Here is a 20528-nt window from a genome sequence, read left to right as displayed (position 1 = left end):
GCAGGTTCAAATCCTGTCGCATCGATTCTTGGCAGGGGCGCTGAGGTGTTTGAGAAATCGAACATCTCAGTTTTTTTATTGTTTTCTATATTCCGAAATGCTATCATGATAGTATCTGACCGAATTGGTTAAACTGATTAGTAAATCGATGTAATGTATTGAAAAAGGAGAATCTATTATGAGAGCGGAGCAGAATTTCAAATGGGAAAAACTTTCACTGGGCACCTGCTATTATCCAGAGCATTGGGATAAAAAAATGTGGCGTGATGATCTTCGGCGCATGAAAGAAAATGGAATTTTTACCATTCGAATTGCAGAGTTTGCCTGGAATAAGGTTGAGCCGGCAGAAGGTGAATTTACGTATGAATTTTTTGATGAGTTTCTGGATGTGGCAGAAGAAGAGCAGATGAAGGTTATCTTTGGCACACCAACGGCGACTCCGCCGGTTTGGCTGACAGAAAAATATCCGGAAGTATTAAACTGCCGTCTGGATGGCACACCGTTTTATCATGGAATGCGCCGCCATTATAATTACAACTCTCCAATCTATCAGGAACTGTCCGCCCGAATTGTCAAAAAAGTGGCAAAACATTACGGCAAGCGTCCGTGTATCATAGGCTGGCAGATTGACAATGAGTTAAACTGTGAGGTGGATGAGTTCTATTCTGAGAGCGACACACTTGCGTTTCGTGAATTTCTGAAGAAAAAATATAAGACACTGGATGCACTGAATGAGGCATGGGGAACTATTGTGTGGAACCAGACGTATACAAATTGGAAAGAAATTTATGTGCCGCGTACCACTGTGCACGATTCTACAAATCCGCATCAGGTATTAGACTACTATCGCTTTATTTCTGACAGCACGATCCGTTTCTGTAAAATGCAGAGTGACATCATCCGCAAATATAAGAAACCGGAAGATTTTATTACCACAAATGGTATTTTTGGCAATGTGGACAACCACAAGATGGAAGATGACTGTCTGGATGTACTGACCTATGATTCTTATCCGAACTTTGCATATTGCCTGATTGAGGATCCGAAGCATTCCGATGATCTCAACGATCGGAAATGGAGTAAAAACCTGTCGGAAGTACGTTCCATCTGCCCGCATTTTGGCATTATGGAGCAGCAGTCCGGCGCAAATGGCTGGAATACACGGATGGAAGCACCAGCGCCGAAACCGGGACAGATGACTTTGTGGACGATGCAGAGCATAGCACACGGTGCTGATTATGTCAGCTTCTTCCGTTGGCGTACCGCTACCGTAGGAACTGAGATTTACTGGCATGGAATTTTAGATTATGATAATCGCTATAACCGCAAACTGGCAGAAGTAAACCGCATCTGGCATCGCGTGCAGGCCATCGAAGGCGTGACCGGTGCAGAATATAAAGCGGCATTTGCCTTAGTCAAAGATTATGACAACGTGTGGGATGCACAGCTGGATGTATGGCATGAGCGTCTGATGAAAAAGAGTGAAAAAGAGATTTTTGTGGCAGCACAGCTCAGTCACACACCGATGGATATCTTCTATTTAAAAGACAGTACCGAACTGGAAGAACTGAAAAAATATCCGGTATTAATTTATCCGCATCCATTGATCCTGACGAAAAAACGTGCGAAAGTGCTGAAAGAGTATGTAAAAGCAGGTGGAAAACTGATCATCGGAGCCCGTACAGGACAGAAAGACAAGCATGGTCACTGCGTGATGGAGCCAATGCCGGGGCTGCTGACAAATGTAAGTCATACCGATGTCAAAGAATTTACCTTTGTGGGACCGGCAGATGATCCGGTGGCCATGGACTGGAACGGAAAAGAAATCGAGACAGGTATTTTTAACGACATTTTGGCTGCAGCAGGAGACAATGTGGAAGTGCTTGCAAAATATACCTCAAATTATTACGCAGGCCGCCCGGCGTTGATCCGCACCAACACACAGCAGGGTTATACACTGCACTTTGGTGGCACCTTTACCCGTCAGAATGTGACAGAATTTCTGACTTATACCGGAGTGATCAATCCATGGAAAGAGCTGATCGAGCTGCCAGCTGACTGTGAGATCGCAGTGCGTGAGAAAAACGATGCGAAGTACATTTTTGTGCTGAATTATAGCAGCGAAAAACAGAACATCACCCTAAAAACGCGGATGACAGATCTGTATACAACCGCAGACAGCGAAGGCGAGATCGCACTGGAGCCGTACGAGACAAAAGTATATCAGAATTAAAATTAACGAAGGAAAAACGATAGTATGAACTTATATTTTGCACCGCTGGAGGGAATTGGCGGATATATTTACCGAAATGCACAGGCAGACTATTTTGAAAAAGCAGATAAATATTTTTCGCCGTTTCTGGCACCGAATCAGAACCGCAGCATCAGTCCGAAGGAATATAAGGATATTGCACCGGAACATAACGAAGGAATCATATTGGTTCCGCAGGTGATGGCAAACAATGCGGAAATATTTCTCAAAGCGGCACAGGAGCTGGAACAGCTTGGATATAAGGAAATCAATCTGAATTTGGGCTGTCCGTCCCGTACAGTGGTGACAAAATACCGGGGCGCAGGATTTCTGGCAAAACCGGATGCGCTGGAGCAGTTTCTGGAGGAAGTATACAGCAAGTTGAATATCCGCTTGTCCTTAAAAACGCGTCTTGGAATGGAAGATGCAGAAGAATTTGAACATTTGTTGGAAATATATAACAAATTCCCGGTGACAGAACTGATCATTCATCCAAGAGTACAGACGGATTACTACAAATACACACCGAGGATGGAAAGTTTTCTGGAAGCATTGTCAAAATCCAAAAATCCTGTTGTATACAATGGGGATATTTTTAACAAAGACAAGTATGAGCAGGTGTTAAAACAGATATCAGATGCGGAAAATGTACAGAAAAATCTTGCGGAAGAAAACAGTTTCAATCCGTTATCTGAAAATCGTGTGCCTGTGAAAAAAGATGGAATGGATTTGTCCGGCATAATGCTTGGACGTGGAGTGCTGGCAAATCCGGCATTGTTTGGTGAAATCAGGGGGACGGAAGTACTTTCAAAAGCCCGTCTCTGGGAGTTTCACGAGCGTTTGCTTGCAGATTATACACAGGAAATGTCCGGGGAGCGAAATGTACTTTTTAAAATGAAAGAACTATGGTTTTATATGGCATGGTCTTTCACAAATACCGTGAAGTATGAGAAAAAGATCCGAAAAGCACAGCATTTGTCTGATTACAGATTAGTTGTAAAACAGCTGTTCTCAGAGCAGGAATTAGTGCATTAGATGTAAGATGTTTCCCATCTGATATAGCCACCGGTGGATTGGAGAACTTCAGGAAAGAGTATTGTAGTAAACTGATTTATGCACAGGATTATAAACAGAAGCAGTATGGGTTGCGTTTGTCTGTATTTCTGACTATAATGTGAGGAGCAACTTGTAGTAGCTTGGACTAATTCCTATGATTATCGTAGGAAAATCCATTAAATAAATCAGTAAAATTATATGGAGTGTATTGCAATGAAAATTACAGAGGACATTATTTATGTAGGCGTAAATGATCACGAAGTGGATCTGTTTGAAGGACAGTATATTGTTCCGAACGGAATGGCATACAATTCTTATGTGATCCGTGATGAGAAAATCGCCGTTATGGATACCGTAGATGGCAATTTCGGTGAGGAATGGCTGGCAAATCTTGAGAAAGCATTGGATGGCGCAACACCGGATTATCTGATTGTTCAGCATATGGAGCCGGATCATGCAGCAAATATTGAAGTATTTGCAGAGAAATATCCGAATGCGCAGATTGTTGGAAATGCAAAGACATTTACTATGATGAAAAACTTCTTCCGTGGACTGAACCTTGACGGAAAAACAGTAGAAGTAAAAAATGGTGAGACATTAAGCCTTGGAAAACATGAGCTGACATTTGTATTTGCACCGATGGTTCACTGGCCGGAAGTTATGGTAACATATGACAGCACAGATAAAGTTCTGTTCTCTGCAGACGGATTTGGAAAATTCGGCGCATTAGATGTGGAAGAAGACTGGGATTGTGAAGCACGCCGTTATTATATTGGAATCGTTGGAAAATACGGCGCACAGGTACAGAATCTGCTGAAAGTAGCTGCAACTTTAGATATCCAGATCATCTGCCCGTTACATGGACCGGTTCTGACCGAAGATCTTGGACATTATATTGAGAAGTACAACATCTGGTCTTCTTATGGCGTAGAATCAGAAGGTGTCATGATCGCATATGCATCTGTCTACGGACATACAAAAAAAGCAGCAGAGCTGCTGGCAGAGAAGCTGGAAGCAAAAGGCTGCCCGAAGGTAGTTGTATGTGATCTTGCCCGTGAGGACATGGCAGAGGCAGTAGAAGATGCATTCCGTTACGGAAAACTGGTTCTTGCCAGTGTAACTTACAATGCAGATGTGTTCCCGTTTATGAAGACATTCATCGAGCATCTGACAGAGCGTAATTACCAGAAACGTACCATTGGTCTCATTGAGAATGGTTCCTGGGCTCCGACAGCTGCCCGCGTGATGACAGGCATGTTTGAGAAGAGCAAAGAGATCACATGGCTTGAGCATTCTGTAAAAATCATGTCTTCCTTAAGTGAAGAAAACGAGAAAGAACTCGATGCTATGGCAGAGGAACTTCTGTAGTTTCTTCTTTGTGTGGTTAAAATTTAAGTTGTGAAAAGGACTCTGTCTATTTTGTCTTGCCCGCTAATAATCGCTGGTCAAGAAAAAATAGCCTGAGTCCTTTCATTTTATAAACTATTAAATTTTAATCAATACATTACAAGAATAATTCCAGCACGAACACCACCACGCAAGACAGTACCGCCACCTGGAACAGACTCCGTCCGCACCATGCAAGTATGATTCCCACGATCAGTGCCGCAAGTCCCGCAACCGGGCTGTTTGTCGCTTCCATGATCGCCGGAAACGTCATAACTGCCAGTGTGACATATGGTACATAGTATAAAAACGACCGAACGGTTTTATTTTTGATTTCCTTACGGATCAGTGTCAGTGGCAGGACACGGATCAGGTAGGTCACGGCAAACATGACCAGAATGTAAATATAAATGTTATGCTGCATGTTCGTTTTCCTCCTTTACCGGGAACAGCACCGCTGCGATACCTGCAATAGCTACCGTCAGAATAATGGTACGGATACCGGATGAAATGTTGGAAATCACCGGCAAACGGGAGAATATGTAACTGGAAACCATAGAAATGGTGACCAGAGCGGCAATAATCTTGTTTTTTCGTGCAGGTGGAATGATAATAGCAAGAAACATGCCATATAATCCGACGCTTAAAGCACTTACGATATTTGCCGGAAGGATGTTTCCCATAATGACACCGAAAAAGGTCCCAAGGCTCCAGCCCGGAATAGCCACGGTCATCATGCCGTAATTGTAAAACGGATTCAGTTTTCCGGGTTCTGATACTGCGACACCGAAAATTTCATCAGTGACATCATAGCCTACCAGCATACGGTGCAGCAGTCCTGTTTCCGAAGAGAATTTCTGACTTAAGGAACAGGACATCAGCAGATACCGTGCGTTTGCCACAAGTTCCATCAAGATCATTTCAAAATAAGTCCCACCGGCAGCGATAACTGTAAATCCTGCATACTGTCCGGCGGAAGCATTACAGGCAAGACTCGTCAGCATGGCCTGCCAGGCAGTCATACCGGCGTTTCGGGCAGTGATTCCAAGTGTGAAAGAAACTGCCAGATAGCCGAGACAGATCGGCATACCATTCTTGATACCTTTCAGGTAGTAATATTTGTTTTTCTGTTTATTCATTGTCTTATCCCCTTGTAGATTGTATACACTACATTTTGTCCAGAATCACGCACCAAGTCTCCTGTGCGTTCATGAGCAAGTAGTGAAAAACGGATTGCGAATGTCCGCTTTACAAAAAGAAATGCTCATCAACTGGACACCATGTATCAGTGTAACATTTCACTTGCAATTCGTCCAATAAATCTTTATACTTGCTAAGGTTACAGTAAAGTTAAAAATATGAGGAATAAAGGTAATGGACATTTTTTAATAAAATGAATTACCAATTTTGCCGAAGATATGAAGTTATTTCACATAGAGGACGACAATGTGAGAAAGGAGTCATGATAAATGAGTAAAACGAAAACTCTGACAGAAGGAACACCGTGGAAACAGATTCTGTTGTTTTCCATCCCGATTTTCTGGGGAAATGTGTTTCAGCTGTTATACAGTCTGGTAGATACAAAAATCGTAGGAAGTACGCTTGGGACAGAAGCATTGGCAGCCGTAGGTTCCGTATCCACGTTACATACGCTGATGACTGGATTTTTAAATGGTCTGACGCTGGGATTTTCTCTGATTACGGCCATGTATTTTGGTGCAAAAAAATGGGAACAGCTGAAAAAATCTTTTGCATCAGCAATTGTACTTGGGATGGTGACAACCGCAGTGCTGGTAGCAGCGCTGATGATTTTCCTTCACCCGGTTCTGAATTTGTTGCATGTGCCAAAAGCACAGTATACAATGGCATATTCTTATATCAGTGTGCTCATTGTCGGATTGTTTGCTACGCTGCTTTATAATCTGTGTGCAAATACATTGCGGGCAATCGGTGATGCCATTACACCGCTGATCTTCCTGATCGTTTCAACGGTCAGCAACATTGGCCTTGATTATCTTTTTATTCTGGGATTCAAGATGGGCGTGCAGGGGGCGGCAATCGCAACGGTACTGGCACAGCTGCTTTCCGTAGTGTTATGTTTTATTCGGATTTTCAGGAAATTCCCGATTTTATATTTGAAAAAAACAGATTTTAGAATGGATAAAGGTCTGGCAATGGAAATGTATAAGAGTGGATTATCCATGGGACTGATGTCCTGCCTGGTCAGCATTGGAACCATTTTGCTGCAGTCTGCCATCAACACGCTTGGAACAACTATAATCGTAGCCCACACAGCAGCCAGAAAAGTATTTGAGATTGTAGCGTTGCCAAACAGTGTGCTGGGATCAGCCATGGCAACTTACTGTGGACAGAATTATGGTGCAAAGCGTTTTGACAGAATTCGTCAGGGACTGAAATCATCTCTGATCATTGTGGTTGTCTGGGCGGTGATCGTATTCATCATCTGTCATACTGTGGCGGGACAGTTGATTCAGTTTGTGGCAAGCACTACAGATCCGGATGTGATCTATTGGGGCAGTACGTATCTGAAATTTGATATGTCTTTTATTGCTGTGTGCGGCGTTATCGTAATATTGCGAAATTCTATGCAGGGATTTGGCGACCGTGTGATCCCGGTATTTTCCAGCTGCATTGAGCTTGCCGGAAAAATTATTTTTGCTTTTATATTTGCACCGATGTTTGCATACTGGGGCATTATCTGGGCAGAGCCGATGGTATGGATCGCCATGGTGATTCCGTTGATCGTAAAAGTAGTGCGGACACTGAAAAAGGAAGCGTGAGTAAGTGAACTATGAAAAAAATAAGTGTTGATTTATTTGGGGATAACAGATAGAATAGAACCATCTGCGAAGATTCACGGAGAGTCTTCATACAGGATTCAATGGAGAATTCTGAAACTAACAAAAGGAGGAAATGGATATGCCGATTAAAATACCAGATTCACTGCCGGCTACAGCAGTTCTTGAAAGTGAGAATATTTTTGTTATGACGGAGTATCGGGCAATGCATCAGGATATCCGTCCTTTGAATGTACTGATTCTGAATCTGATGCCGACAAAAGTCATCACAGAGAATCAGTTACTTCGAAAACTTTCAAACACACCGCTTCAGATCAAGGTGGAATTTTTACAGACTGCCAGCTATACACCGCAGCATGTGGACAGCGAGCATATGGAATCATTCTACACGACATTTGAGCAGGTAAAAGACCGCTGGTTCGACGGATTGATCATTACAGGTGCGCCGCTGGCTTTTGTGCCGTATGAAGAAGTACATTACTGGAAAGAACTTTGCAAGATCATGGACTGGGCAAAGACACATGTACATTCTACGATGCACATCTGCTGGGGCGCTCTGGCAGGACTCTATTATTATTATGGTATTCCGACCGTGGAATACCCGGAGAAACTTTCCGGTGTATATACGAATACCGTATTAAAGCAGAGTTCACCGTTATTCCGGGGATTTGATGATGTATTTTATGCGCCTCATTCCCGCGAAGTCGGTATCCTCAAGGAGGATGTGGATAAAGTCCCGGAACTGGAACTGATCGCTGACAGCGAAAAGGGCGGTCCGACAATTTTGAAAACGACGGATTCCAAAAACTTTTTTGTGCTTTGTCATCTGGAATATGATGCAAACACACTGGAACTGGAGTATCAGCGAGATATGAAAAAAGGGTTAAACCCGCATATTCCGTGTAATTATTATCCAGATGATGATCCAACAAAGAAACCGATAGTAACCTGGCGTTCTGCCGGTCAGCTGTTGTTTTCAAACTGGTTGAATTATTATGTATACCAGACCACACCATATGATATTGGAAATAAATAAAAATTCTATATCAGATGAATAAAAGATTAAGAAAGAAACATCTCAGAGTACGTCAGATATCATTGCGCAGATGGCAGTAGGATATCATGGCACGCTGGGATGTTTCTTTTATGGATTTGCTTTTTGCGGGAAAGAAGTGCTGATTGAATAAAAGAGGACGCGAAAGGATATGAAAAAGAAAAAACGGCATTATTACTTATTAGTAATTATATTAGGATGTGTAGCATTGGCTTTTGCGTGGCAATGGAAGACAATAAATCTTAGAATGTCAGTGAAGGCAAACTGGGGAAAAAAATTACCATTATTTCTGCATGTGACAGATATCCAGTCCAATCAAGGATTTGGTGGAGATGGAGAAGTGTACGCAATTGTATCCTATAGAGGAACAATGTCATTGACGGAATTGAAAAGTCATGATGTAAATAAGCAGGATGTATTTTGGGATCAGAGACATGGTTCTGGTATGCTTTCAAAAAAGGAAATGGAACAGATAAATACGGAGATAAGTTCTCTTGGACAGAATTTGTTTGATACTGTGGAGTATGATGAATGGTTAAAAGAGGAACAATACTATAGTTTTAACGAAAAAATAAAAAATTGGTGTTATTTTTTGAATGATAAAAAGAATCATACATTGTACATAGTAATGAAATTTATGTAAAATGATGGAAGCTCTGAACCCTAGTAGGGTCTCAGAGCTTCCAGTATTTCTGTCACAATTTCGCTGATTTCCAGCAATTGATCTGCTTTTGCAAAATCCTGTTCACGGATCATTCGTTCAAATTCATAAAATTCGTAGGAAAGTCGATGTACATTTTCCTTAAAATCACAGTTTTTCAGAAGATTTCCTTTGCGGTCTGTGATAGTAAATGCAGAAATCTGATTCATCGGCATTGGAATGGTCAGGCAAGCCTTTTCGCCGGCAATGGTGGAATGTACCGGAGCCTGACAGTCTTTGGCAGCCAGAGCGACAGCTTTGTAATTGCCGTAATCCAGAGTGACCACGCCGCTGGTGTCAATGCCGCGCTGCATGTTTGGCTGATAGGAAAATGCCTTCGGTCTGCCAAATAATCCGATGATGGCATGCAGGTTGTAGACGTTCAGATCCATCAGGGCGCCGCCGGCACAGTTTGGATCAAAGGCCGGAGCGATGTTTTCTTCCAGAAATGCATCGTAACGGGAGGAATACTGGCAGAACTGAAAATTGATCATGCGCACCGGACCAAGTTGTGGTAAGGTCTCTCGTACCGCCTGATAAGCCGGAGTAAAATGTAAGCTCATGGCCTCGATCAACATAACGTGATGTTTTTTGGCAGTTTCGCGGAGAATCCGCAGTTCTTCTGTGGTCAGTGTGATCGGTTTTTCCACGATGGCGTGTTTGCTGGATTCCAGCGCTTTTTTCGTGAAATCAAAGTGCAGGGTGTTTGGCAGAGCTACGTAGACCGTATCAATATCTGTCTGCAACAACGCATCGTAATCCAGAAAGACACCGTTTAAGTCATAGGTTTCACAAAGTTCTCCGGCACGTTGCACTGAGGATTCCCGCACCAAAATATAACATGCTTCAATTTTTCCTTCCTGTTTCATGGCAGCCAGCAGCGGGAGAACATCCCGCACAATCAGACCGCTTCCTAAAATTCCAAGTTTCATATTGTGCTCCTAATAGTTTGAATATTTGTCGAAAAGCCTCTGTTTCTATAAGGTGTAAATGGCGACTGATTCCATATGCGTTCACCTTGAATTCAGCTTAAATTATTTTATCGCTGCAAGAAACGAAGCATAACATTGTTTTTATGAAATTACTTCTGTGCTTAGTATAGTTCAGAAAAATACAAAAAACCAGTAGCAAATGTGGAAATCCGGCATTGAGACGGGGACGGAACATGTGCTATACTAAGGGCAATGAGGAGTTTTTGAAAAAAGAAGAACGAGAGGTAAAAGAAATGAAGAAGTATGGATTTGGTGTTGACGTAGGTGGCACAACATGCAAGATTGGTTTGTTTGAGAATACCGGTGTGATCGTGGACAAATGGGAAATCAAGACAAACACAGAGAACAACGGTGCATCTATTCTGGATGATATCGTGGCATCTTTGGAGGATAAGCTTGCAACAGCTGGTATCAGCAAAGATGAGGTGGAAGGAATCGGAATCGGTGTTCCGGGTCCGGTCAAAGACGACAGCGTTGTTTGCCAGTGTGTAAACCTCGGCTGGGGTACATTTGATGTAGCTGAGACACTTTCCGGAAAAATCGGTCTGCCGGTTAAAGTTGGAAATGATGCCAACGTAGCTGCACTGGGCGAGATGTGGAAAGGCGGCGGACAGGGCTGCAAAAATGGTGTCATGGTAACTCTGGGAACCGGTGTCGGTGGCGGCGTTATCATCAACGGTTCTATCATTGGTGGTGTGCATGGCGCAGGCGGTGAAATCGGACATATCAAAGTATCCGATACAGAGACCGACAAATGCGGATGCGGCAAATGCGGATGCCTGGAGCAGTATGCTTCTGCAACCGGTATTGTTCGTCTGGCAAAACAGCGTCTGGCAGCAGATGATGCGGCAACCACACTGCGTGATCTGCCGGAAGTAACTGCAAAAGATATTTTTGACGCTGCAAAAGCAGGTGACGCTGTTGCGATTGAGCTGGTTGAGAAACTTGGAAAGATTCTCGGTGGCGCACTGGCTTCTATCGCTTGCGTGGTTGATCCGGAAATGTTCGTAATCGGCGGCGGTGTGTCCAAAGCAGGACAGATTCTGATCGATGTGGTTCAGAAGAACTTCAAAGAGCGTGCATTCCATGCCTGCGAGGATACAAAATTCGTGCTGGCTTCCCTTGGAAATGATGCGGGAATGTATGGTTGTGCGAAAATGATTTTTGATAAGTAGGAACAAAATAAAAGAAAAAACTCCAATGCAGGCACGAATGATTTTCTATCTGCGCTGCGCCGCTTATTTCCGATTGCTTTCGTGAACTCGGCTGCAAAGACGGCAGCCTCAGACACACTTACGCAATCGGGCTAGGCTCGCTCCGATGACGAAAATCAATCTACCGCCTTGCCTTGGAGTTTTTTCTTTTTATTTTTGTTCCATCTACGTAGTAGTAGTATAGCAGCAAGAATGCCGAGAGCATTCTTGAATATTTGTGCTGTCGGGTAATTGACTTGTGATACGTAAACAAGGTATCAAGGTATCAAAAAAGCCTGTCCAATGGACAGGCTTTTTTGATTGTTTGTTGAGAGTTGTAAAAAAGTGATTTTGAAATTTCGTTCAATTTCTGATACTAGAATACTACATAGTTACCTATTTGTAAAATTGAAAAAAGTGATAGGTGAAATCAAAAAAAATGAACAATAAAGGTTTACTTCTATCACGATTCCAGATACAATGAAGCATGAGAGAAATGTACGTTTTGCAATAAAAATCATCTCAGTCTGAGTTCAATCTCCGACTGAGATAAACGCTCCGCGAGGGCGCACATTGTCTGGGAGACAATGGTTTTGCGCCGACCGAAACGAAGTGTAGATGTGCAATGATTCTGAGAAGAATATGTCAGCTTACGCTGACCAGAATCATGCACCAAGTCTCACGTGCGTTCGACTTGAAATGTTTCGGAAATGAAATTTTTCTGAGTATGGATAGCATTGTGGAACAAATATAATGTAATTGGTGAGGGGAAATGGAACTACGAAATGTAAAAACCTTTATTAAAATTGCAGAGATTGGCAATTTTTCCAGAGCCGCATCCGACCTTGGATATGCACAGTCGACGGTGACGATGCAGATTCAGACGCTGGAGCGGGAATTGGGAGTATCTCTGTTTGAACGAAATGGAAAGAGTGCGGTGCTTTCTGCAGCCGGAAAGGAATTTCTGGATTATGCTTATAATCTGCAGCGCTGTGAAGCCATGGCGTTGGAGCATTTTGCAGAAGGGGAAGAACCAAGCGGAGAAGTCAGTGTTGGAATCATGGAGACGTTGTGTGCTTCCCGTTATGGTATTATTTTCCGGGAGTTTAAGAAACGTTATCCACGGGTGAATGTCAAAGTGGTGGTGGCAACGACGCTGGAATGTATGGAACTGCTTGGCAAGGGAAAATTGGATTTGATTTTGACGGTAGATAACAAAATCAACCATATTAACTGGGTGACAGCCCATGAGGTGCCAACGGAAATACGGTTTTTCTGTCCGGCGAACCATCCTTTTTCCGGAAAAAGAGATATTCCGTTAGATACAGTTTTGGAGGAAAATTTTATTATGATCGAGGAAGGCTGTAATTACCGTCAGGCTTTTGAACAGTATGTGGTAGAGCAGAGGGGACGCCGCCCGTCTATTACGGAGATTGGTTATACACGTCTGATCATTGATGCGGTTATCGAAAATCTGGGAGTATCTCTGCTTCCGAGGTTTACACTGGAAGAAGCATTGCGGGAGAAAAAAGTCGCATTATTTTCCGTAAAAGGATTCCAGTTGTCTATGCTGATGCAGGTAATTTACAGCAAAAACCGGTGGGTGTCACCGGCGATGAAGGCATTTATTGAAATGACGCAGGAGTTTATGCCGGAATAGAAAGCAGTTCAAAGAATACTATCGAATAGATAGAAGTTTTTATGAAACTTTTTGGGCAAATGGTTAATGATAGAAAAATAGTGGTAGGAGAATGTATATATTATGAATAAGAAAGAAGTTACAGAAATTAAAAAGTTATTTACGAAAGAGCGCTGTTGTCTGAACCGTCTTTGCGGCTGTTATGTGGACGCAGATAAAAATAAAGTAGTACAGTTCAAAGAAGCATTTTTATCCCTTCCGGAAGAAGAAGTTTATAAATATCTGGATATTTTTCGGAAGAGTCTGTCTGGCACGTTGGGAAAAAATCTGCTGAATATGGAATTTCCATTGGAGCAGGAGATGGGCGAAGGCACACAGAAAAGTCTGCTGGCGCTGCGTGACAGTGAGTTGAAAGACGATGTGATGCTGGATGCTTTTTATGACCGCATCATTGAGACGTATTATCATCCGGAAAATTATCTGATTCTGCTGGTGCATGGTTCCTATGATATTCCGATGAAAACATCCGATGGTCTGGAAATGGACGATGCCTCTGATTATATATACAACTTTGTGCTGTGTTGTCTGTGTCCGGTAACGTTGTCAAAAGCCGGGCTTTGCTATAACGCGGAGACAAACAGTATCGAGGACCGAATTCGTGACTGGCTGGTAGACATGCCAGAGCAGGGATTTTTGTTCCCGGCATTTCAGGATCGTAATACAGACATTCATCGTCTGCTCTATTATTCCAAAAATGCAAAGGAACTTTGCCCGGATATTACCGAACAGCTGCTTGGCTGTGTACAGCCAATCCCGGCACCACAGCAGAAAGAATCTTTCCAGGCAATTATTGAGGATACACTGGGAGAAGAATGTGTATACGATGTGGTGCGCAGCATCCATGAAAACCTCAATGAGATGATCGAGGAGCAGAAAGAAAACGGAGAACCGTTGGAGCTGGATAAAATGCAGGTGCGCAAACTTTTAGAGCGCAGCGGAGCACCGGAAGAAAATCTGGAGCAGTTTGAAAAACAGTACGATGAGGAAATCGGTGCGCAGATGACTGTTATGGCAGACAATATTTCCGATACACGCAAATTTGAGGTAAAGACACCGCAGATGACAGTGAAAGTAAGCCCGGAGCAGGCGAGTTTGGTAGAAACACGCATGATCGACGGTGTGCCATGCCTGGTTATTCCGCTGACCGATGAAGTAGAAGTAAATGGCATTCATGTACACTTGAGAGACGAAGAGGTATTAAAAGCATTAGAACAAGGTGCAGATGAACAGTAATTCTGAAAAGAATATGTCAGCTTACGCTAACCAGAATCATGCACAAAATTTCGCGTGAGTTCTACTTGAATATAATACAATGAATTAGGACTACAGAGAGGGTTCTGGCTGGATAATAGATGTCCACTTTAGGACAATGGTTTTCTTTTCATATAAAAATATTTACTGTAAAATTATATGTAATAAGATAATATATAGTTAGTTTTAGATGTTGCATTGTATTGATGTGTAGAAATGCAGGAATAAATCTGTGAAAGCGGACATGCAGGGCGAAACGGTAGAGCAATTTTCGTTATCGGAGCGAGCATAATGTCGCCTCCGGGAGTGTGTCTGAGCCCACAGCTGATTTTGCTGTGGGTGAGTTCGCGGAAGGAGGCGACAATAGATGGCGCAGCGCAGATAGAAAATTGTTCGTGTGAGCCTGCATGCCGCTTCACAGATTAAAATTCCGCATTTCGACCGTCTGTCAACACCCAAAAAAGGAGGGCATTTTTTATGAAGAAATTACTGTATGGGGTAGCGTATTATTATGAGTATCTTCCGTATGACCGCTTAGAAGAAGACATCAAAATGATGAAAGCCGCAGGCATCAATGTAGTCCGTATCGCAGAATCCACCTGGAGTACTTACGAAAAGCAGGAAGGCCAGTTTGATTTTTCCACGGTGACCAAGGTGCTGGATGCCATGGAAGAAGCAGGCATTGACGTCATCATCGGTACACCAACCTATGCGGTTCCATCCTGGCTGGTAAAAATGGATCCGACAGTTCTGGCTGTGACACATCAGGGCGAGGGTGTGTACGGCGCCCGTCAGATCATGGATATCACAAATCCGAATTATCTGAAATATGGGGAGCGTGTAATCCGTAAATTGCTGGAAGTCTGCCAGGGACGCAAATGTATCATCGGTTTCCAGCTGGATAATGAGACAAAATATTATGATACCGCAGGCCCGAATGTGCAGGCGGCATTTGTGGAATATCTGAAGGAAAAATTTGACGGAAGCACCGATGCCATGAATGCAGCGTTTGGTCTGGATTACTGGAGTAATCGTGTGGATAACTGGGAAGATTTCCCGGATGTGCGTGGAACCATCAATGGAAGCCTTGGTGCTGAATTTGACAAGTTCCGCCGTGGACTGGTTACCGAATTTTTGACCTGGCAGTCCAATATTGTAAAAGAGTATGCCCGCCCGGATCAGTTTATCACACATAATCTGGATTTTGAGTGGCGTGGATATTCTTATGGTGTACAGCCTGCAAATAACCATTTTGAAATTGCAAGAGAGGCACTGACGGTAGCTGGTTGTGATATTTATCATCCAACCCAGGATGAATTGACAGGCGCAGAGATTGCGTTTGGCGGCGACATGACACGTTCTCTGAAGCAAAATAATTATTTTGTCCTTGAGACAGAAGCACAGGGATATCCATGCTGGACACCGTTCCCGGAACAGCTTCGTCAGCAGGCTTTCAGCCATGTGGCCTCCGGAGCAGCAATGGTTGAGTACTGGCACTGGCATTCCATTCATAATTCCTTTGAGACTTATTGGCGCGGTTTGCTGAGTCATGATTTCAAGGAAAATCATGTATATTGTGAGGCAAAAACCATTGGTCGTGATTTTGCGGCATTAAGCCCGGCTCTCTGCAATCTGAAAAAAGAGAACAAAGTGGCTATGGTTGTCAGCAACGATGCGTTGTCAGCACTTGACTGGTTCCGCATTGATACTACGGCAGAAGGCCCTGGAAAAACCAGTTATAATGACGTAGTTCGCTGGATGTATGATGCCCTTTATAAAATGAATGTAGAGGTTGATTTCATCGAGCCGTCCTGCAAGGAGATGGATCGTTATCAGATGGTGATCGTTCCGGCACTGTATGCGGCTTGCGAGGCAGATCTGCAGCGCATGAAACAGTATGTGGCAGATGGCGGATACCTGATCACTACATTCAAGACTGCTTATACCGATGAAAATGTAAAAGTATATCACGATGCATTCCCGCATGTATTAAACGAATGCCTTGGTATTTCTTACAGTAATTTCACTTTCCCGAAAGAGGTAAAACTGAGCGGTACAGAGGATGAGCAGGCAGAACTTTTCATGGAACTTGTGAAACCGGAAGGTGCAGAAGTGCTGGCATCCTACGATCACTATGCATGGAAAGACTATGCGGCAGTGACGAGAAACCATTATGGAAAAGGAATTGCACAGTATCTGGCATGCAAGACGTCTGAAAAATATCTGCAGAAGCTGCTGGCAGATGCCATGAAAGAAGCAGGTATTGCGGATGCAGTACAGGATACAGAGTTTCCTGTTATTGTGCGCCGCATGAAAGATGAGAACGGAAAAACAGTTTGGTTCTATTTTAACTATTCCCATACACCGGCAGAAGCTGTTTATGCAGGAGCAGATGGTGAATATCTGATGAAAGAGGACAAGACATTCCCTGGAGAAGAGATTGCAGCAGGGGAAAAACTTGCACTTGGCAGCTGGGATGTACAGATTATCAGAGAAAAATAAACAATTGAATATAAAGTATCTAGTGTTTGAAAAGTATGCTATAATCAGACTATTATAGTTGATTTGATAAAATTCAAATTCAGACATATTAGAAGAAACGAGGTAATGCAGGATGAAGCAGGAGTTTTATGACAGATTGGCAGCGCCATTTGAAGCATCGGAGCAAAAGAAGAACTGTCTGCTGCGGGTAAATCACATTTTGACAGATGTGGTTTATCTGATTTATCCTGCATTACTTTTTTATCTGGTAGTTTGCAGGGACGGTCGTTTCTGGCGGGTATTACTGGTTCCGGCAATAACTTTTGTATTGGTCACATTATTTCGAAAAAAGTTTAATGCGCCGCGACCTTATGAAAAATGGCCGGTGAAGCCGCTGATCCCGAAGGATACGAAGGGAAATTCATTCCCAAGCCGACATGTATTTTCCATTTACATTATTGCTATGGCAGCATGGTATGTGTGGATGCCACTTGGGATTCTTCTTTGTGTGGCAGGGGGCTTTCTGGCAGCAGCACGGGTGATCGGTCGGGTGCATTTTGTAAAAGATGTCGTGGCAGGCGCGTTGATCGCAGTTGGATTTGGAATATTATGTTTCTGGGTAATTTAAAGAACTATATGTTAGATGTATGTTTCGAGACAGATTGTAGCAGGGAGTACAAGTTGACGTTTTTTGGAGAGAAGGTAGTGTAGCATGAGGATAGGAAAAGAAAAAGGTGTTTCAATCGCACCGGAACTGATTGGTTTGTTTTTTGAAGATATTAATTTTGCAGCAGATGGCGGTCTGTATGCAGAACTGATTGAAAATCGCTCTTTTGAGGCAAAGGAAGCCTATGGCAATCCGGGCCGATTTTATGCAGTGGATGACTTTGGATATGCGTGGAAACCCTTGTATCAGACCGGAGAAGAATGTCCATTGATGCAATATGTGACAGGAACGCCGGTGTCTGCGGTAAATCCGCATTACCTACGTTTCACTGCAAAGCAGGCGGGACAGGGATTTGCAAATAAAGCCTATGACGGTATCCGATTAGAAAAAAATCATACTTATAATGTATCTTTTTATGCGAGATGTGTGGCGTATGAAGGCGATGGTTTTCAGATAAAAGTACAAAAAGACGGACACATTTTTGCACAGACAGAAGTAAAGGCTGTGAAACCGGTTCCGTATGTACCATTTTGTGATCTGAAGATCCCGATGAAGATTGGTTATGGAACCTTGAATCCGGAGATTGAAAAAATCCACCAGATGGATCAGAGTGATAAATGCCGCAGAAATGAGTGGATAAAATATGAAGCGGTACTTACAGCCTTGGATGATGTTCGTGGGGCACAGTTTGCGATCGCGATGGATGCGCCGGGCGTGGTAGAGTTTGACCTGATTTCCATGATTCCGGAAGATGCAGTGGCAGGAATTTTCCGCAAAGATCTGTTTGAGGCATTGCAGGCGATAAAACCGGGATTTGTGCGTTTTCCGGGTGGCTGCATCGTGGAAGGCATCAGCCTGGATAATCGTTATTACTGGAAAAATACAGTGGGCGATGTGAAAGACCGGCGTTATATCCCAAATCTGTGGGCATTTGATGATGATTGGAATAAAAATGATCCGATGACGAAACGGCCGGATGCGCATTATGGTCAGTCTTTCGGCCTTGGATTTTATGAATATTTCCTGTTGTGTGAATTATTAGGAGCGAAACCGCTTCCGGTGCTGAATATTGGTACAGCATGTCAATTCCGTTCCACGGAGATGGTGGATTCTGGGAGTGAGGAATTCAATGAGTATGTGCAGGATGCACTGGATCTCATCGAATTTGCCAATGGACCGGTGGACAGTAAATGGGGTGCATTGCGTGCCAAAATGGGTCATCCGCAGCCTTTTGGCATGGACTTCCTTTCTGTCGGAAATGAGCAGTGGGAGACACAGTATCTTGATATGAGATATCGTTATGAGCAGTTTGAGGCGGCCATTCATGCAAAATATCCTGAGATTCGGTTACTCGGAACGGCAGGACCATTTATGGAGTGTTCTATCACCGAGGATGCATGGAACTATTACCGGGAAAAGGCAAAGGAAAATCCGGAGTTCAGTTATGCAGTGGATGAGCATTATTATGTAAGCCCGCAGTGGCTGTACGATCATGTGGCTATGTATGATGACTATCCGCGGGATGTGGCTGTGTTTGCAGGAGAATACGCGGCACATACGGAAAAACGGGAAAATTCCATGGAGAGTGCCCTTGCCGAAGCGGCATTGCTGACCGGTATTGAGAAAAATGCGGATGTGGTAAAACTTGCTTCCTATGCACCGTTGTTTAACCGGATCGGACACAGTCAGTGGAAGCCGGATATGATCTGGTTTGATGACAGTAAGGTATATCTGACACCAAATTATTATGTGCAGAAATTGTTCGCAAATCACAGAGGCAGTTATACGGTATTATTGCATGAACAGGATGTCAACTTACGAAAAATAGGAATATATGTGTCGGTATCTATGGATGATAGTGAAAATGTCATTGTGAAAGCAGTAAATACAACGAATCAGAATTATGATCTGACGCTGGAAGATGCAGAAGGATTTGCGGTAAATGCGGCTGGAAAACAGTGGACACTGCAGGGAACCGGCGAGATACCAGAAGGATTACCGGAGAAATCAGAGGTGACTGAGCAGAAGGTTCAGATTAATGGATGTGTAACGCTGCCGGAGAAAAGCATGGTGGTAGTGGTTTATAAATAGTGATAAGGCAGTGACAGGGAATGTTGTAATAATGCACGTTCGGAATTTTGGCAACGACTTATTTTGAAAGAGACAGAGCGTACAGATTATGAAGTGAAAGGAATATTATGCTTGAAAATAAATTAGGAGTTACGAGTTCGGCAGAACTTGCACGGGAAGAGGAAAGAATCAGTAAAACAAAGGCTGCCGCATTGTTTGAAAAGGGGATTCTTGATAAACTTCCGGCGGGAAAATTTTCTTCCTTGCAGGAAATTCACCGATATTTATTTGAAGATATCTATGATTTTGCGGGAGAAGTGCGAACGGTGAATCTGGCAAAAGGAAATTTTCGTTTTGCGCCGGTGATGTATCTGCAGGTAGCACTTGAAAACATTGATAAAATGCCACAGTATGATTTTGATGAAATTGTAGAGAAATATGTGGAGATGAATATTGCACATCCATTCCGGGAGGGAAATGGACGCAGTACCCGTATCTGGTTGGATCAGATGCTAAAACATGAAATCGGAAAAGTTGTAGATTGGAGCAAAGTGGATAAAGAAGATTATCTGCTTGCCATGGAGCGAAGTCCGATTAGAGATATCGAGATCAAGTATGCTTTGAAAAATGCGCTGACAGATCAGACGGAGAGTCGTGAAGTGTTTATGAAAGGCATTGATCACAGTTATTATTACGAAGGTTATACGACATATAAGGCAGAAGAATTATAAATAAAAACAGAGTGTCGAAAAATGATTCAGATAGGGATTGTTTTTCGACACTTTTTTGCCTTTTTAAAAGAAAAAACATTATGTAGAAAATGATTTTGCTTCAAAAAAGTGTATGTGAAGTAAGAAAAATGATGACAAACTAAATATTCAACTAAAATATTCAGATATATTTTTGTTA

16 protein-coding genes are annotated in these 20528 nt (G+C 43.0%); 13 read left to right on the top strand and 3 right to left on the bottom strand.

The features are described from left to right. The first annotated feature begins 178 nt into the window (after window positions 1-178). The 3 genes from Q0I54_RS03165 (at window position 179) to Q0I54_RS03155 (ending at window position 4675) form a co-directional block, all read left to right on the top strand. Window positions 179-2233, top strand: coding sequence for a beta-galactosidase (locus Q0I54_RS03165; protein WP_296116369.1), 2055 nt, complete (start codon window positions 179-181; stop codon window positions 2231-2233). A 24-nt stretch (window positions 2234-2257) separates the two neighbouring features. Continuing rightward, the gene (locus Q0I54_RS03160; RefSeq protein ID WP_296116367.1) at window positions 2258-3286 is read left to right on the top strand and encodes a tRNA-dihydrouridine synthase; all 1029 of its coding nucleotides are present in this window, start codon (window positions 2258-2260) and stop codon (window positions 3284-3286) included. Window positions 3287-3520: 234 nt separating this feature from the next. Then, window positions 3521-4675 (top strand): FprA family A-type flavoprotein, encoded by a 1155-nt coding sequence (locus tag Q0I54_RS03155; RefSeq protein ID WP_296116366.1) that lies wholly within the window; start codon window positions 3521-3523, stop codon window positions 4673-4675. Window positions 4676-4811: 136 nt separating this feature from the next. On the opposite strand, the gene Q0I54_RS03150 is transcribed toward Q0I54_RS03155, so the two are convergent. Continuing rightward, complete coding sequence (locus tag Q0I54_RS03150; protein ID WP_296116364.1) at window positions 4812-5117, bottom strand: AzlD domain-containing protein; 306 nt, start codon at window positions 5115-5117, stop codon at window positions 4812-4814. After that, complete coding sequence (locus Q0I54_RS03145; protein ID WP_296116362.1) at window positions 5107-5832, bottom strand: AzlC family ABC transporter permease; 726 nt, start codon at window positions 5830-5832, stop codon at window positions 5107-5109. The genes Q0I54_RS03150 and Q0I54_RS03145 overlap by 11 nt, the downstream gene beginning before the upstream one ends. A gap of 330 nt (window positions 5833-6162) precedes the next feature. On the opposite strand from Q0I54_RS03145, the gene Q0I54_RS03140 reads away from it, so the two are divergent. From Q0I54_RS03140 to Q0I54_RS03130, 3 genes are all read left to right on the top strand, one after another. Beyond that, complete coding sequence (locus Q0I54_RS03140; protein ID WP_296116361.1) at window positions 6163-7494, top strand: MATE family efflux transporter; 1332 nt, start codon at window positions 6163-6165, stop codon at window positions 7492-7494. Window positions 7495-7633: 139 nt separating this feature from the next. Continuing rightward, the gene (metA, locus tag Q0I54_RS03135; protein WP_296116360.1) at window positions 7634-8548 is read left to right on the top strand and encodes a homoserine O-succinyltransferase; all 915 of its coding nucleotides are present in this window, start codon (window positions 7634-7636) and stop codon (window positions 8546-8548) included. 169 nt (window positions 8549-8717) lie between these two features. Continuing rightward, window positions 8718-9209 carry a hypothetical protein gene (locus Q0I54_RS03130; RefSeq protein WP_296116358.1) on the top strand — a complete coding sequence of 164 codons (492 nt, stop codon included), beginning with the start codon at window positions 8718-8720 and terminating at the stop codon, window positions 9207-9209. Window positions 9210-9229: 20 nt separating this feature from the next. Here the strand turns inward: Q0I54_RS03130 and Q0I54_RS03125 are convergent, their stop codons facing one another. After that, entirely contained in the window at window positions 9230-10198 is a 969-nt protein-coding gene (locus Q0I54_RS03125) for a Gfo/Idh/MocA family protein (protein ID WP_296116356.1), read from the bottom strand. Between the two features lie 293 nt (window positions 10199-10491). Between Q0I54_RS03125 and Q0I54_RS03120 the strand changes: the two genes are divergently transcribed. From Q0I54_RS03120 to fic, 7 genes are all read left to right on the top strand, one after another. Next, window positions 10492-11433, top strand: coding sequence for an ROK family glucokinase (locus Q0I54_RS03120; RefSeq protein WP_296116373.1), 942 nt, complete (start codon window positions 10492-10494; stop codon window positions 11431-11433). Window positions 11434-12223: 790 nt separating this feature from the next. Further along, entirely contained in the window at window positions 12224-13111 is an 888-nt protein-coding gene (locus Q0I54_RS03115) for a LysR family transcriptional regulator (RefSeq protein ID WP_296116354.1), read from the top strand. Between the two features lie 102 nt (window positions 13112-13213). After that, window positions 13214-14383: a DUF4317 domain-containing protein gene (locus Q0I54_RS03110; protein ID WP_296116353.1), complete on the top strand. Its 1170-nt coding sequence runs from the start codon at window positions 13214-13216 to the stop codon at window positions 14381-14383. Window positions 14384-14878: 495 nt separating this feature from the next. Further along, complete coding sequence (locus Q0I54_RS03105) at window positions 14879-16903, top strand: beta-galactosidase (RefSeq protein ID WP_296116352.1); 2025 nt, start codon at window positions 14879-14881, stop codon at window positions 16901-16903. Between the two features lie 112 nt (window positions 16904-17015). After that, window positions 17016-17510 carry a phosphatase PAP2 family protein gene (locus Q0I54_RS03100; RefSeq protein WP_296116351.1) on the top strand — a complete coding sequence of 165 codons (495 nt, stop codon included), beginning with the start codon at window positions 17016-17018 and terminating at the stop codon, window positions 17508-17510. A gap of 84 nt (window positions 17511-17594) precedes the next feature. Next, on the top strand, window positions 17595-19640 hold the full coding sequence (locus Q0I54_RS03095; RefSeq protein ID WP_296116349.1) for an alpha-L-arabinofuranosidase C-terminal domain-containing protein: 2046 nt from the start codon (window positions 17595-17597) through the stop codon (window positions 19638-19640). Window positions 19641-19744: 104 nt separating this feature from the next. Then, window positions 19745-20350 (top strand): protein adenylyltransferase Fic, encoded by a 606-nt coding sequence (fic, locus tag Q0I54_RS03090; protein WP_296116371.1) that lies wholly within the window; start codon window positions 19745-19747, stop codon window positions 20348-20350. The last annotated feature ends 178 nt before the right edge of the window (window positions 20351-20528 follow it).

This window comes from uncultured Eubacterium sp., from assembly GCF_934295145.1.
Lineage (GTDB): Bacteria > Bacillota > Clostridia > Lachnospirales > Lachnospiraceae > Eubacterium_I.
The sequence above is the reverse complement of the archived record's forward strand: the minus strand, read 5'-3'. Positions and strand labels throughout refer to the sequence as shown.